This window comes from Streptomyces sp. NRRL WC-3618, assembly GCF_001280005.1.
Classification (GTDB): domain Bacteria; phylum Actinomycetota; class Actinomycetes; order Streptomycetales; family Streptomycetaceae; genus Streptomyces.
On the sequence record NZ_LGDW01000028.1, the window covers coordinates 16,312 to 29,417 of the forward strand.

The window sequence follows — 13,106 nt, forward strand, 5'->3', positions numbered from 1 at the left end:
GCCCACCATGGGGCAACTCGTTTGGCCCAAAACAAAATCCGCCCCTCCCCGTCCCCGGCAGGTGATTCGAGTGGACAGTCAGACCGCGGTCGTCACGCAGACTGCTGATGATGCATCCATGGCAGGCAGACTCAAGCCCAACTCTCTCGGTGTCCTCGGCATCCTCTTCTTCGTTCTCTCCGCCCAGGGGCCGCTGACCGGCATCGCCGGCGCCGTGCCGATCGCCATCGCCATCGGTAACGGCGCGGGCGCTCCGGCCGCCTATCTCGCGGCCGGCTTCGTCGTCCTGCTGTTCTCGGTCGGCTTCGTCGCCATGGGCCGCCACGTCGTGGACGCCGGCGCCTTCTACGCCTACATCGGCAAGGGCCTCGGCCGTTCGACCGGCTCCGGCAGCGCCGCGGTCGCGCTCTTCTCCTACTGTGTCGTGCAAGCCTGTATGTACGGGCTGTACGGAAGCATCATGAGCGGCCTTGTCGAGCGCTACACCGGTGCCCACGTGGCGTGGTGGGTCTGGGCCCTGGTCACGATGGTGATCGTCCAGGTGCTCGGTGCCTCGGGCATCGAGATGGGGGCGAAGATCCTCGCCGTCTTCGTGCTGGCGGAGTTCAGCGTCCTGATCGTCTTCGCCCTCGTGATGCTCTTCAAGGGCGGTGGCCCCGAGGGGCTCGGCCTCGCGGACAGCTTCTCGCCGTCCGCCGCGCTCCAGGGCGCTCCCGGCGTGGCGCTGATGTTCGCCGTGGCGTCGATGTTCGGCTTCGAGGCCACCGCCATCTACGGCGAGGAGGCCCGTGAACCCCGCAAGACCGTTCCCCGGGCCACCTACCTGTCCGTCGTGGTGGTCACCGGCTTCTTCGCCGTCACCTCGTGGATGCTGGTCTCCGCGCACGGCGCCTCCCATGCCACGGCCGACGCGGGCAAGGCACTGGAGAGCGGCGACGCCGCGGCCTTCGTCTTCGCGCCGATCGCCGCCCAGTTCGGCGGCTGGGTCAACGACGTACTGCCGATCCTGCTGGCCACTTCACTGTTCGCCGGCCTCCTGGCCTTCCACAACTCCGCCAACCGCTACATGTTCTCTCTCGGCCGCGAAGGGCTCCTGCCGCAGGGCCTGACCGCCATCAACCGGCGTCACTCGCCCTGGGTGGCGGGCACCGTGCAGACCGTGATAGCGGTGCTGCTCGTGATGCCCTTCGCGGTCCTGGGCAAGGACCCGGTGCTGACCCTCTTCTCCTGGTTCAGCGGAGTCGCCGTCCTGGGCATCATGCTGCTGTACTTCCTGACCTCGGTCTCGGTCATCGTGTACTTCCGCCGCTCACGCGCCGACACCCGCCCCTGGAACACCCTGATCGCCCCCGTACTGGGCGCGCTCGGCATCGCGGGTGCCATCTGGCTCATCATCGCCAACTTCACGACGCTCATCGGCGGCGACCAGACCACGGCCATATGGCTCCAGGTCACCGTTCCGGTGGTGCTGATCCTCGGCGTCGCCGCCGCCCGGCTGACGCGGCCCAGAGCAGAGATCAGCGACTGAACACCACGATCCCTCACCGATACGGCCGGAGCCCGCGCCCCGGCCGTATCGGGCCTTTGTCGAACGTGTGAGTCGTCTGTCATCGAATGACATGGATGAAACGGAGATGGAGAGCGCGTGCTGAACGCCACCCATGAAGAACTGCTGCGCCGCGCCAAGGAACTCGGCCTGCCCACGCAGCACCACATCGACGGCAAGGACGAAGCCGGTGACGGTGGATCGTTCGCCGTGATCTCCCCTCGCGACGGTCAGACCCTGGTCCGGGTCGCCGACGCGCGGGAGGCGGAGGTCGATCTCGCCGTCGCGGCGGCGCGCCGCGCCTTCGACACAGGGCCGTGGCCGCACCTGGCGCCCGCCGAGCGCGGCCGGGTCCTGCTGCGGATCGCCGAGCTGCTGGAGGAGCGGCGCGAGGAACTGGCGCTGACCGTGAGCCTGGAGATGGGCAAACCGATCACGGACGCGTACGCCATCGAGCTGCGCGCCGCGATCAACACCTTCCGCTGGTACGGGCAGCTCGCCGACAAACTCACCGACGAGTCTCCCCACACCGCACCGGACTCGCTCGCTCTCGTCACCCGGGAGCCGACGGGCGTTGTCGGCGCCGTCGTGCCGTGGAACTTTCCGCTCACGTTGGCGAGTTGGAAAGTCGCTCCCGCGCTCGCCGCCGGCTGCACGGTCGTCCTGAAGCCGTCGGAGTCCTCTCCGCTGTCCGCCCTCCTGCTCGGCCGCGTCGCCACCGACGCCGGACTGCCGCCGGGCGTCCTCAACGTCGTCACCGGTGACGGGCCGGTGGCCGGGCGGGCGCTCGGCCTCCACCCCGACGTCGATGTCCTGGCCTTCACCGGCTCCACCGCCGTCGGCCGCCACTTCCTGCGCTACGCCGCCGACTCCAACCTCAAGCGCGTCTGGCTCGAACTCGGCGGCAAGTCACCGAACATCGTGCTGCCCGACGCCCCGGACCTGGAGAAGGCGGCGGCAACGGCGGCCTGGGGCATCTTCTTCAACCAGGGTGAGATGTGCACCGCGCCCTCCCGGCTGCTGGTCCACTCGTCCATCGCCGAACAGGTCACGGAGGCCGTCGTGGCGAGGGCGCGCGAGCTGCGGGTGGGCGACCCGCTCGATCCGGCGACCGAGATGGGCGCACTGGTCGGCGACAGCCACCTCGGCAGGGTCCTGGAGCATGTCGCCTCCGGCCTGGACGAGGGTGCCAGGCTGCGCGTGGGCGGGGGCCGGGCGCTGGCCGAGACCGGCGGCAGCTACCTGCGGCCCACCGTGTTCGACCGGGTCGACCCCGGCATGCGGCTGGCGCGCGAGGAGATCTTCGGCCCCGTCCTGTCCGTCCTCGCCTTCGACGACCTCGACGAGGCGGTACGGCTGGCCAACGCCACCGAGTACGGCCTCGCCGCGGGGCTGTGGACCTCCGACCTGTCCACCGCCCACAAGGTCTCCCGCGCGCTGAAGGCCGGCACGGTCTGGGTCAACTGCTACGAGGAGGGCGACCTGACCGTCCCCTTCGGCGGTATGAAGCAGTCGGGCAACGGCCGCGACAAGTCCGCCCACGCCATGGAGAAGTACACCGAGCTGAAGACCACCTGGATCCAGCTGTGACCCGTACGCGCACGCGACCCCTGATCGCGATTCCGGCCCGGTTCGCCGCCACCACGTCCGCGCTCCGCTACGCCGCCGAGGTGAACGCCCGCGCGCTGGTCGAGGCCGTGTGGCGGGCCGGGGGCGAGCCGGTGAGCATCCACCCCGCCGACCCGGCCGGAGCCGACGTGGCCGAGCGCCTCGCCCGCTTCGACGGCGTGTTGCTCCCGGGCGGCGGAGACCTGGCCCCGCACCGCTACGGAGCCGCCGACACCCATGACAGCGTCTATGACGTCGACGACCTCCAGGACGTGTTCGACCTCGAAGTCGCCCGGCGGGCCCTGGACTCGGGCCTGCCCATGCTCGCGATCTGCCGCGGGCTGCAGGTGGTGAACGTCGCCCTCGGCGGCAGCCTGGAACAGGACATGGGCGGCGCGGACCGCGAACACCGGCACATCGTGCACCCGGTCGCGATCGAGCGAGGCACCCTGCTCGAACAGGCCACCCGCGCAGAGAAGACGGAGGCCTCCTGTTATCACCACCAGCGCGTCGACCACGTTGGTGCCGGGCTCAAGGTCACCGCGCGGGCCGCCGACGGCACGGTGGAGGGGCTCGAACTCCCTGGACACCCGGGGTGGTTCACGGCAGTGCAGTGGCACCCCGAGGACACCGCGGACCAGGACCCGGCCCAGCAGGGCCTGTTCGACGCGCTGGTCCAGGCCGCCCACAACAGACACTGAAAAAGACATGGCTCTCTTCGGCCACAGACGACAGGCACCCCGCCTCGCCCCCGAACTCGACGACGTTGTGCTGGGCCGGGTACTGAAAGGCATCACCGCCGCCCGCGGCCCCGGACCGCAGGACCTCGCCATCGCCCAGGTGGAGCGGCTCCTGCGGGCCACCGGTGACGACTGGGACCGCCGCTGCCACCGTGTCGGCGTCCTCGCGCAGGCCGCACCCGCGCTGGCCCGGGGCTGGCGCGAACGCCGGCCCCGCGACCCGGATGCCCTGCTGCTGGCCACCTGGGCTGAACTGGCGACCGATCCGCGTGGAGCCCTGGCGCTCTGCCGCGTCGCCGCCGATGCCCGCCCGGCCGATCCGACCCCGTGGGTGGGTGCGCTGGCTGCGCTGCGGCTCCTGAAGCGGCCGAGCTCCGAACTCTCGTTCGTCTGGCACGAGATACACGCGCGAGATCCATGGCACCGGGAGGCGCACCTGCAGATCCTGGGCTACCTCTCCCCGGAGGAGCAGGGCAGCCAGGCCGCGCTGCGGGACTTCCTCGACGACGCCATCGCGGTCATGCCGTGGGACGCGCCGACGGCATGCCTGCCCCTGACCGCGGCTGTGCGGCAGCACCACCGCGAAAGGAGCAGCGGAGGAATCCAGGCGCTGGGCGTGAGCCAGTACTGGTCGCAGCCGCACACCGCACGGCTGCTGGACCAGGCCACGGCCCACTGGCCGCAACCCGGGCACCTGCGTCACGCGGCTGCCGTCGCGGACCTGGGAACGCTCGCCTACGCCCTGATCCGGGCGGGCCGCAGCGGCGATGCCGGCCCGGTCTTCTCCGCGGTCGGCGGACTGGTGACGCCTTGGCCGTGGAGCTACGAGGGGGACCCGGTGGAGTGTTACACCGACTACTCCGGTCGCGTGTAGGCGTGCGTGAGGGCTCTCCAGCCGCACGCAACGGCGTGGCGGCAGGGCCTTGCGGTCCAGCCCCCACCCCCTACGCGAAGTCAGCCGCGCTCCGCCGCCTCGACGATGTTGGTCAGCAGCATGGCACGGGTCATCGGTCCCACTCCGCCGACCGGCGGTGCGAGGGAGCCCGCGACCTGGTCGACGTCGGGGTGGACGTCTCCGAGGATGCCCTCGACGGTCCGGGTGATGCCCACGGACAGGACGGTGGCGCCCGGCTTGATCCAGTCGGGCTTGACCAGATGGGCCACGCCGGCCGCGGCCACCACCACGTCGGCGACGCGAGTGTGGGCCGCGGTGTCCTGGGTGGCCTCGTGACACAGGGTCACCGTGGCGTGCTCGGTGCTGCGGGTGAGCATCAGGCCGAGCGGGCGGCCCACGGTGATACCGCAGCCGATGACGCAGAACTGCTGTCCGGTGATGGGCACGCGGTTGCGCCGCAGCAGGTCGATGATGCCGCGCGGGGTGCAGGGCAGCGGCCCCGGAATGCCCAGCACGAGTCGGCCCAGGTTGGCGGGGTGGAGTCCGTCGGCGTCCTTGGCCGGGTCGATGAGCTCCAGCACGGCGTGGGTGTCGATGTGGGCCGGCAGCGGCAGCTGGACGATGAAGCCGGTGCAGGCCGGATCGGCGTTGAGCTTGAGCACGGCGGCCTCGACCTCGGCGTGGGTCGCCGTGGCGGGCAGCTCCACCCGGATCGACGCGATGCCGACCTGGGCGCAGTCGCGGTGTTTGCCGCCGACGTAGGAGCGGCTGGCCGGGTCGTCGCCGACCAGGATGGTGCCCAGCCCGGGGGCGATGCCCCGGCTCTTCAGCGCCTTCACCCGCTCGGAGAGTTCACGTTTGGTCTCGGCTGCCGCGGCCTTCCCGTCGAGCAGCGTCGCGGTGGTCATGTCACACAAGCCTCTCGGTGCGGCTGTCAGGAGAAGACGACAGTGCGGGAGCCGGTGAGGACGACGCGGTCCTCCGCGTGCAGCCGGACCGCGCGGGCCAGCACGATCCGCTCGACGTCCCGGCCGATCGCGACCAGTTCGGGCGCGGTGTGGCGGTGCCCGACGCGGACGACGTCCTGCTCGATGATCGGGCCCTCGTCCAGGTCGGCGGTGACGAGGTGGGCGGTGGCGCCGATGAGTTTGACGCCCCGCTCGTGGGCCTGGTGGTAGGGCTTGGCGCCCTTGAAGCCCGGCAGGAACGAGTGATGGATGTTGATGATCCGGCCGGACAGCTTGCCGCACAGGTCGTCGGAGAGGACCTGCATGTAGCGGGCGAGCACCACGAAGTCGACCTGGTGCTCGGCCACCAGCCGCAGCAGCTCGGCCTCCGCCTCCGGCTTGGTGTCGCGGGTGACGGGAACGTGGACGAAGGGGATGCCGTACCGCTTCGCGACCGGCGCCAGGTCGGGGTGGTTGGAGACGATCAGCGGGATGTCGACGGGCAGTTCACCCAAACCCCAGCGGTAGAGCAGGTCGACCAGGCAGTGGTCGAACTTCGACACCATCAGCAGCACCCGGCGGCGCTGCTCCTCGGGCCGGACGGTCAGAACCGGGTCGAAACGGGCCAGCCGCAGGCTGAGTTCGTCCCGCAGGCTCTCGGTGTCGGCGCCGGGTGTCTCCAGGCTCACACGGATGGTGAAGATGCCGGTACCGGGATCGGAGAACTGGGCGCTCTCCAGGATGTTGCCCTTGGCCTCCGCGACGCCCGCGGCGAGTGCGTGGACGATGCCCGGCTGGTCGGGGCAGCGGAGCGTGAGAATGTAGCGTTGCACGTCGGGATCTCCGTCGGGTCAGACCCGCACGCGGGCGCGCTCGGGGTCGTACACGGGTGTGGGCCGGACCGTGGCGTCGGCCTTCGAGCCGTCGGCAGCGACGGCGATCAGCGCGGTGCCGGACTTCACGGCGTCGCGGTGCACCCGGGCCAGACCGAGGGTGGCGCCGTCGAGGACGGGGGAGGGCACCGCCATCGTCACGTAGCCGATGTCACGGCCGTCCAGCTCCAGCCGGGCGCCCTCGGCGGCCTCCGGCGAGGCATCCACGACGACGCTGACGACACGGCCGGTCACGCTGTCCTTCTTGGCCAGCAGCGCGTCCCTCCCCTGGAAGGGGCCCTTGTCGAAGTCCAGCGCCCAGCCCATCCGGCACTCGAACGGGGTGACCGTGTGGTCGTACTCCAGCTCCCCCATGATCATCCCGGCCTCGGTGCGGCAGGCCATCAGGGCGATCGCGCCGAAGGCCCTGATCCCCAGGTCCCCACCGGCCTCGAAGACCGCGTCCCACAGAGCGAGCGCCTGCTCCCGCGGGACCTGGATCTCGTAGCCGAGCTCGGCGGTGAAACCGAGCCGGCTCACCTGCGCGGGGATGCCCGCGACGAGGGCGTCGCGCAGGAAGGTGTAGTAGGGGAAGACGGCGCCTGACACGTCGACGTGGGTGAGGCGCTGGAGGACGTCGCGGCTGCGCGGGCCCTGCAGGGTCAGGACGGCGGACTCGTCGCGGCGTTCGGCGACCGTGGTCCCGGCGGGTGCGTGAGCGACCAGCGACTGCAGGGTGGCGGGGTTGCCGCCGGTGACGACGACGTGGTCGGGCGCGAGGACGGCCACGGTCACGTCGTCCAGCATCATCCCGTCGGCGTCGACCACGACCCCGTAGGCGATGCGTCCGGCGCCCAGCCCCCTGACGCCGCGCGAGAAGACGGCGTCGACGGTGGCGACGGCATTCTCACCTTCGACATGCCACTTGTAGAGCATCGAGTACTCGGAGGCCCCGACGGCGGTGCGGATGGCCTCGTACTCCTCGGCCGGATCACCGATGGCCAGCGGTACGGCGTTGCCGTAGACGTCGATCCACTCCTCGACCCGGTCCGCGTAGCGGGGAGCGAACGGCGTGGTGCCCAATCCTTCGGGGATGGCCATGGGAACTCCAGTGGGTAGAGGGCGTGCGCTGCAGTGAGAATCTATCCATCTGGATAACTTGTCAATAGGATAGATTGAGTTTCGGGGACGGCAGACGGAAGGGAGGGGCGAGTGAACGCCGCGGCAGAGACGGACTGCGAGGCCGGGCAGGACGCACGGCCCGGTTACGGCGAAGGGCGGGAGGCGCTCCTGGAAGCGGCCGTCAGGGTGGTGGCCCGGGGCGGCCTGCGGAAGCTGACCTACCGTGCCGTCGCCGCCGAAGCCGGCGTCACGCACGGGCTGGTCGCCCACCACTTCGGTTCGCGCGACGCCCTCCTCGAAGAGGCGCTGCGGTGGTGCGTCACACGCAGCATCGAGACGTCCTCGCTGGTGCCCGCCAGCGGAAGACTGGAGGACTTCGCCGCGACCCTGGCCGACTTCATCGCGGCCGACCCCGACGTCCAGGCGTTCCAGTACGAGCTGAAGCTCGAAGCGAGCAGGCGGCCGGAGCTGCGGCACCACGTGGACGTGCTCTACGACGCATACCGCGACGCCGTCCGCGAGGCACTGGCCTGCTTCGACGTGTCGCAGGACATGGCAGAGATCGTCTTCGCGGCCCTGGACGGCCTGGTATTCCACCAGGTCACGTCCGGCGCACCGGGCCGCACCGAGGAGAGTGTCGACGCCCTGCGCCGACTTCTCGCGGCCCATCGCGCGCAGGCGTCACCGGGGGCGTCCGACGGTACATTGAATGAGCCGAAGCTCTCCTGCACCAACCTCAGGAGCGGCGATGAGGAGCATTTTCACAGGGCATGACCAGGGAGTCCGGCCGCACGGCACGCCTTCCTCGGGCATGCCGACGCCCGGCGGCGCGACCGCGGTGCTGGACCGGCACCTGCGGTTCACCGGGTGGAGCAGGGAAGCCGAGGAGCTGTTCGGTCTGGCGTCCGAAGAAGTCCTCGGCCGGTCCGCCGACGCCGTCCTGGCCGATACCGAAACGGGAGCCGGCATCTCCTCAGCCGCTGGTGACGGTGGTACGGCATGGTCGCTCGGCCCTCGGCCGGTCCGCCGGGGTGACGGCCGCCCGGTGTCGGTGTCCTTGTCTCTTACCCCGCTCGCCCTCGGGGTGGGGGCGAGCGGGTGGCTGCTGGTGGCAGTGGATTCCGAGCTGGCGCACTGGGAGGCCCTCGGACGGGCCATGCTTGACGGACTCGACCGGGAATCGCCCGTCCAGCTGGTGATCTACGACACGGACGCCCGGGTGCGCTGGATCAACGCCGCGATCGAGAAGCAGTTCGGAATCTCGCTCGAGGAGGTCGCCGGAAGGTTCCTGAAGGACATTCTGCCGCAGGGCGAGGTGCTGGAGGAGGCTGACCGGCCGGTCACCGTCCAGTGCGTGGCCTGCACCGGCTCACCCGCGGTCGACGTGCGGTACCGGAGCGCCACTTTCCTGGCCCCCCATCACGAACGCGTCTGGTCGTGCTCCTACTTCCGGCTTCAGGACGAGGAAGGCCGGCCGATCGGAGTCTGTGAGGCCGGCCTCGACATCACCGACCGCTATGTCGCACGGCAGCGTCTCGCTCTGCTCAGCCGGGCGAGCGGCAGTATCGGAAGAACCCTGGACATCCGGCAGACGGCCGGAGAACTGGCGGAACTCGTGGTCCCCGAATTCGCCGAGGCCGTCATCGTGGACATCTTCGAACCCGTCCTGAGCGGGGAGGAACCACGACACGGCAGCACCCACCCCACCCTCTGCCGGGTAGCTCACCGCACCGACCACACCGCGGCCAAGGACACCGCGTACGACGAACTGGAACCCGTCAGCCTGCGGTGCCTGGCCGAGAACGCGCCGACTACCGACGCGGCCACCCGCGTGCTCGCCCTTCCCCTCAAGGCCCGCGGCACCACCCTGGGCGTGGCGGCCTTCGCGCGCCCCCAACACGCCGACGGCTCTCCCCAGGGCCGCGTCCCGGTCGAGGAGCGCCCCATCGGGGCTGCCTTCGACACCGGTCCGCGGCCCCGGTGAGAGCCGTCCGCAGGTGTTACTGGGCGTAGAACGTGGCGTCCGCCCGGTCCGTGGCCGTGCTCGGCGTCTGGACGTACAGCAGGTAGTTGAAGTGGCGGACGTAGCGGCCGGGCGAGCCGTACGACTCGTAGGAGACGCCGGCCGAGTCGGACAGACCCGCCCGCTGGTAGAAGGTGGCGTCGGACGCGAACTGCGCCGTGCCGTCGTTCTTCTCCAGCCGGACCTCGAAGCTCGCGTTGCTCCGCAGGTAGTAGCCGGGGAAGTTGGTCGACTCCAGGGACACGGTGCCGCTGCCGGTCAGGCCGGTGACCACGCGGAACTGCGAGTCCGCGAGCGGGCTGACGTTGGCGTCGATCCGGCCCCGGTAGTCGAAGTGGCGGATGAAGCGGTCCGCGAAGTTGTACGACGAGAAGCGCTGCGGGGTGACCCCGTCGGCGACCGGGATGCCGAAGTCGGGGGTGCCGTCGGCCTTCCAGTACACCTTCTGGACGCGGGTACGGCGGTTGGGGTCGTTCAGCGGGTCGCCGGTGATGTCCTTGTAGCTGCGGTCGTGGTAAACGAGGATGTCGGACTTGCCGTCCTCGGAGACGGTGAAGGAGTTGTGACCCGGCCCGTACTGCGAGGTCGCGTCGCTCGTCTTGAACACCGGCTGCGCACCCTTGGTCCAGGACGCGGGGTCGGTCAGGTCGGCCGTCGACGAGGCGGTGAGCATGCCCAGGCAGTAGTTGGAGTCGGTGGCGCTGGCCGAGTAGGTCATGAAGACCTTGCCGCCGTGCTCGATCACCGCCGGCCCCTCGTTGACCTTGTAGCCGACCGTCTCCCAGGACAGCGTCGGCTGGGAGATCTCTGCCGGCGTGCCGGTGAGCGTCCAGGGGTCGGCCATCTTGGCGATGAACAGGCTGGTGTTGTTGTTCTCGGCCGGGTTGCGCTGGGCCCAGGCGAGGTAGCGGACCCCGCCCACGACGAAGGTGGTGGCGTCGAGGGAGAAGCTCTCCCACGTCGTCTTGATCTGGCCCTTCTCGGCCCAGGTCGCGGTGAGCGGGTTGGCTCCGGTGCCCTCCAGGACGTACATCCGGATCGCCCACTGGTCACTGGTGGAGCCAGCGGCGAAGTACACGTACCACTTGCCGTTGATGTAGTGGATCTCCGGTGCCCAGATGTGGTTGGCCATCACACCGCTGGCGTGCTTGGTCCAGATCGTGGTCTCGGGTGCCGTCGACAGGCCCTGGATGGTGGTCGCCCGGCGCAGCACGATGCGGTCGTACTCGGGCACGGTCGCGGTGAAGTAGTAGTAGCCGTCGGTGTGCTTGAAGATCTGCGGGTCGGCGCGTTGTGCGGCGATCGGGTTGGTGTAGGTCACGCCGGGGGAGGCGGGGACGGCGGCGTGGGCCATGGTGCCGGGTCCGGCGAGACAGCCCACCAGGGCGAAGAGGACGGCCATGAGCAGCCGTACGGCGTTGCGTCTCAAGGGTTGCTCCAGATTGCGGATGCGGGGATGCGGGGATGCGGGGATGCGGGGATGCGGAGGGAGGTCAGGTCGTGGGGACGAGGCGCCACTGCTGGCAGTTGTTGTTCAGCCAGGTCCACAGCCGTACGTTCGTCCCGTTCGTGGTGCCGCAGTTGGCGACGTCGGCGACCTTGCCGCTGTTCTCGTTCACGATCCGCACGTAGTCGCCGGTGGCCGTGTAGACCAGCCGGTACTTCTGGCAGTTGTTGTTCAGCCAGGACCACTGCTGGATGTTCGTGCCGTCGGCCTTCGCGCAGCTCGCGGTGTCCATGACCTTGCCGGTGGCGACGTTGACCAGCCGGCTGGTGTCGTTGGCGAGGTCCTCGACGCGCCACTTCTGGTTGGCGCCGCCGGTGCAGCTCCACTGGAAGATGTTGGTGCCGTCCGCGGTGTTGCCGTCCTGGACGTCCAGGCACTTGCCGCTGTTGCGGTTCACCAGGGTGTACGCGGTCGGGGTCGCCGCGGTCTCGCCCGAGGGACCGGGCAGCGTCGTGCCGAGCGCCACCGGGGTGCCGAAGTTCGGCGTGCCGTCCGCGTTCCAGGTGAACTTCTGCGCCCGCGTCGTACGGCCGTTGCCGCAGCCGCCGGTCGCGGAGTCGTTGGCGTGGTAGACGATCCAGTTCTCGGTGCCGTCCGGCGAGGTGAAGAAGCCGTTGTGGCCGGGGCCGTAGACACCTGCCGCGTCATCGCGCTGGAAGACCGGCGTGGACTTCTTCGTCCAGGAGGCGGGGTTCAGCGGGTCGGTGCCGGTCAGTTCCAGCTGGCCCAGCTTGTAGTCCGGGGTTTCGCAGAAGCTGGCGGAGAAGGTGAGGAAGGTGCGGCCGTCGTGGTAGAGCGGCTCGGGGCCTTCGTTGACCGCGCCGCCCGAGGTCTCCCAGCTCGCGGTGGGGCTGGAGATGATGGTGAAGGTGTTGCTGGCCAGCGTGTACGGGTTGCTCATCGGCGCGATGACCAGGCTCTGCTTGCTGCCGTTGATGAAGCCGCTGCCGATCAGGTACAGGTTGTTGTTGTTCTCGAGGACGGTGGCGTCGATGAGCCAGCCGCCGGGGGTGAGGTTGGAGCCGCTGAGCTGGTTCTTGTAGGTGTACGGGCCCATCGGGTCGGTGCCCGCGCTCTCCAGGACATGGGTGCGCTGGGAGTCGCAGCAGGCCACACCGCTCTGTCCCGCGGAGTAGTACAGGTACCAGTGGTTGTTGAAGAAGTGGATCTCCGGCGCCCAGATGTTGGTGTTGCGGGTGGAGGTGGTGTCACTCCATATCTGGACGCTGGCGGCCGTGGAGAGTCCCGCCAGGGTCGGCGACTTCCGCATGGTCAGCACACCGGTGAACGAGGTGGTGACCAGGTAGTAGTTGCCGTTGTAGTACTGGAGCCACGGGTCGGCGCCCTTTTGCGTCTTGATCGGGTTGGTGTACGGCTGGCCGTCGGCGGCGGCTGTCGGGGTCGTCGCCGACACCATGGCGATCAGTACGGCGAGCACGCACAGGATCAGGGACCTGCCGCGTCTGGCGGGGGGCTGCTGTGACATCTTCGGCATGCGGGACCGTCCCTGTCCGTAATTGCGACCGCGTCCGTAATATCGAACGTGGTTCGTAAATGCGATCAGAAGATAAGCGGAGCCCATGCTTCCGTCAACGTTTTCGTCATGAGCGCTTTACCTGCGTGACTTCATCCCGTGAACCGGACCGAGACGCGGCCTATCGGCCCTCCGAGGAGGAAGCCGCGACGTTCGACCGGTGGCAGGCCGCGCTGGACGGCGCCGCGCCCGCCGCGGCACAGTTTCCCGCGGAGACCGACGGTGCCGCCGGGTCCGACCGGTTACCGCCCATGGGTCCAGTGACGCCAACGGGCCGGACGCTGCGGAACGGGCCCGGCGCGCGCACGTGGG

11 protein-coding genes are annotated in these 13,106 nt (G+C 69.7%); 6 read left to right on the top strand and 5 right to left on the bottom strand.

The genetic code is table 11. The features are described from left to right. The first annotated feature begins 70 nt into the window (after positions 1-70). The 4 genes from ADL01_RS04425 to ADL01_RS04440 all read left to right on the top strand — a co-directional run bounded on the left by ADL01_RS04425 (position 71) and on the right by ADL01_RS04440 (position 4,768). On the top strand, positions 71-1,528 hold the full coding sequence (locus ADL01_RS04425; protein ID WP_053740550.1) for an APC family permease: 1,458 nt from the start codon (positions 71-73) through the stop codon (positions 1,526-1,528). Between the two features lie 117 nt (positions 1,529-1,645). Further along, on the top strand, positions 1,646-3,136 hold the full coding sequence (locus tag ADL01_RS04430) for an aldehyde dehydrogenase (protein WP_053740551.1): 1,491 nt from the start codon (positions 1,646-1,648) through the stop codon (positions 3,134-3,136). Then, positions 3,133-3,855: a gamma-glutamyl-gamma-aminobutyrate hydrolase family protein gene (locus ADL01_RS04435; protein WP_053740552.1), complete on the top strand. Its 723-nt coding sequence runs from the start codon at positions 3,133-3,135 to the stop codon at positions 3,853-3,855. The genes ADL01_RS04430 and ADL01_RS04435 overlap by 4 nt, the downstream gene beginning before the upstream one ends. Positions 3,856-3,862: 7 nt before the next feature. Continuing rightward, positions 3,863-4,768: a hypothetical protein gene (locus ADL01_RS04440; RefSeq protein WP_053740553.1), complete on the top strand. Its 906-nt coding sequence runs from the start codon at positions 3,863-3,865 to the stop codon at positions 4,766-4,768. An 80-nt stretch (positions 4,769-4,848) separates the two neighbouring features. On the opposite strand, the gene ADL01_RS04445 is transcribed toward ADL01_RS04440, so the two are convergent. From ADL01_RS04445 to ADL01_RS04455, 3 genes are read right to left on the bottom strand one after another with little or no spacing between them, the layout of a single operon-like run. After that, positions 4,849-5,697: a bifunctional methylenetetrahydrofolate dehydrogenase/methenyltetrahydrofolate cyclohydrolase gene (locus tag ADL01_RS04445; RefSeq protein WP_053740554.1), complete on the bottom strand. Its 849-nt coding sequence runs from the start codon at positions 5,695-5,697 to the stop codon at positions 4,849-4,851. Between the two features lie 26 nt (positions 5,698-5,723). Continuing rightward, positions 5,724-6,569, bottom strand: a complete 846-nt coding sequence (gene purU, locus ADL01_RS04450; RefSeq protein ID WP_053740555.1) for a formyltetrahydrofolate deformylase — start codon at positions 6,567-6,569, stop codon at positions 5,724-5,726. A gap of 18 nt (positions 6,570-6,587) precedes the next feature. Beyond that, complete coding sequence (locus ADL01_RS04455; protein ID WP_053740556.1) at positions 6,588-7,709, bottom strand: aminomethyltransferase family protein; 1,122 nt, start codon at positions 7,707-7,709, stop codon at positions 6,588-6,590. Between the two features lie 111 nt (positions 7,710-7,820). Between ADL01_RS04455 and ADL01_RS04460 the strand changes: the two genes are divergently transcribed. Next, positions 7,821-8,504 (top strand): TetR/AcrR family transcriptional regulator, encoded by a 684-nt coding sequence (locus ADL01_RS04460; RefSeq protein WP_053740557.1) that lies wholly within the window; start codon positions 7,821-7,823, stop codon positions 8,502-8,504. After that, positions 8,479-9,714, top strand: coding sequence for a PAS domain-containing protein (locus ADL01_RS04465; RefSeq protein WP_159049449.1), 1,236 nt, complete (start codon positions 8,479-8,481; stop codon positions 9,712-9,714). Before ADL01_RS04460 ends, ADL01_RS04465 begins: the two co-directional genes overlap by 26 nt. A 16-nt stretch (positions 9,715-9,730) precedes the next feature. Here the strand turns inward: ADL01_RS04465 and ADL01_RS04470 are convergent, their stop codons facing one another. Both ADL01_RS04470 and ADL01_RS04475 read right to left on the bottom strand, forming a co-directional pair. Beyond that, entirely contained in the window at positions 9,731-11,155 is a 1,425-nt protein-coding gene (locus tag ADL01_RS04470; RefSeq protein ID WP_053740640.1) for a family 43 glycosylhydrolase, read from the bottom strand. A 91-nt stretch (positions 11,156-11,246) separates the two neighbouring features. Further along, the gene (locus ADL01_RS04475) at positions 11,247-12,677 is read right to left on the bottom strand and encodes a family 43 glycosylhydrolase (RefSeq protein ID WP_420719682.1); all 1,431 of its coding nucleotides are present in this window, start codon (positions 12,675-12,677) and stop codon (positions 11,247-11,249) included. Positions 12,678-13,106: the final 429 nt, after the last annotated feature.

Excerpts from the sequence above, each read along its gene's own strand:
- ADL01_RS04440 (WP_053740553.1), top strand. The coding sequence starts at position 3,863 with ATGGCTCTCTTCGGCCACAGACGACAGGCACCCCGCCTCGCCCCCGAA.
- ADL01_RS04445 (WP_053740554.1), bottom strand. The coding sequence starts at position 5,697 with ATGACCACCGCGACGCTGCTCGACGGGAAGGCCGCGGCAGCCGAGACC.
- ADL01_RS04455 (WP_053740556.1), bottom strand. The coding sequence starts at position 7,709 with ATGGCCATCCCCGAAGGATTGGGCACCACGCCGTTCGCTCCCCGCTAC.
- ADL01_RS04465 (WP_159049449.1), top strand. The coding sequence starts at position 8,479 with ATGAGGAGCATTTTCACAGGGCATGACCAGGGAGTCCGGCCGCACGGC.
- ADL01_RS04470 (WP_053740640.1), bottom strand. The coding sequence starts at position 11,155 with ATGGCCGTCCTCTTCGCCCTGGTGGGCTGTCTCGCCGGACCCGGCACC.
- ADL01_RS04475 (WP_420719682.1), bottom strand. The coding sequence starts at position 12,677 with ATGGTGTCGGCGACGACCCCGACAGCCGCCGCCGACGGCCAGCCGTAC.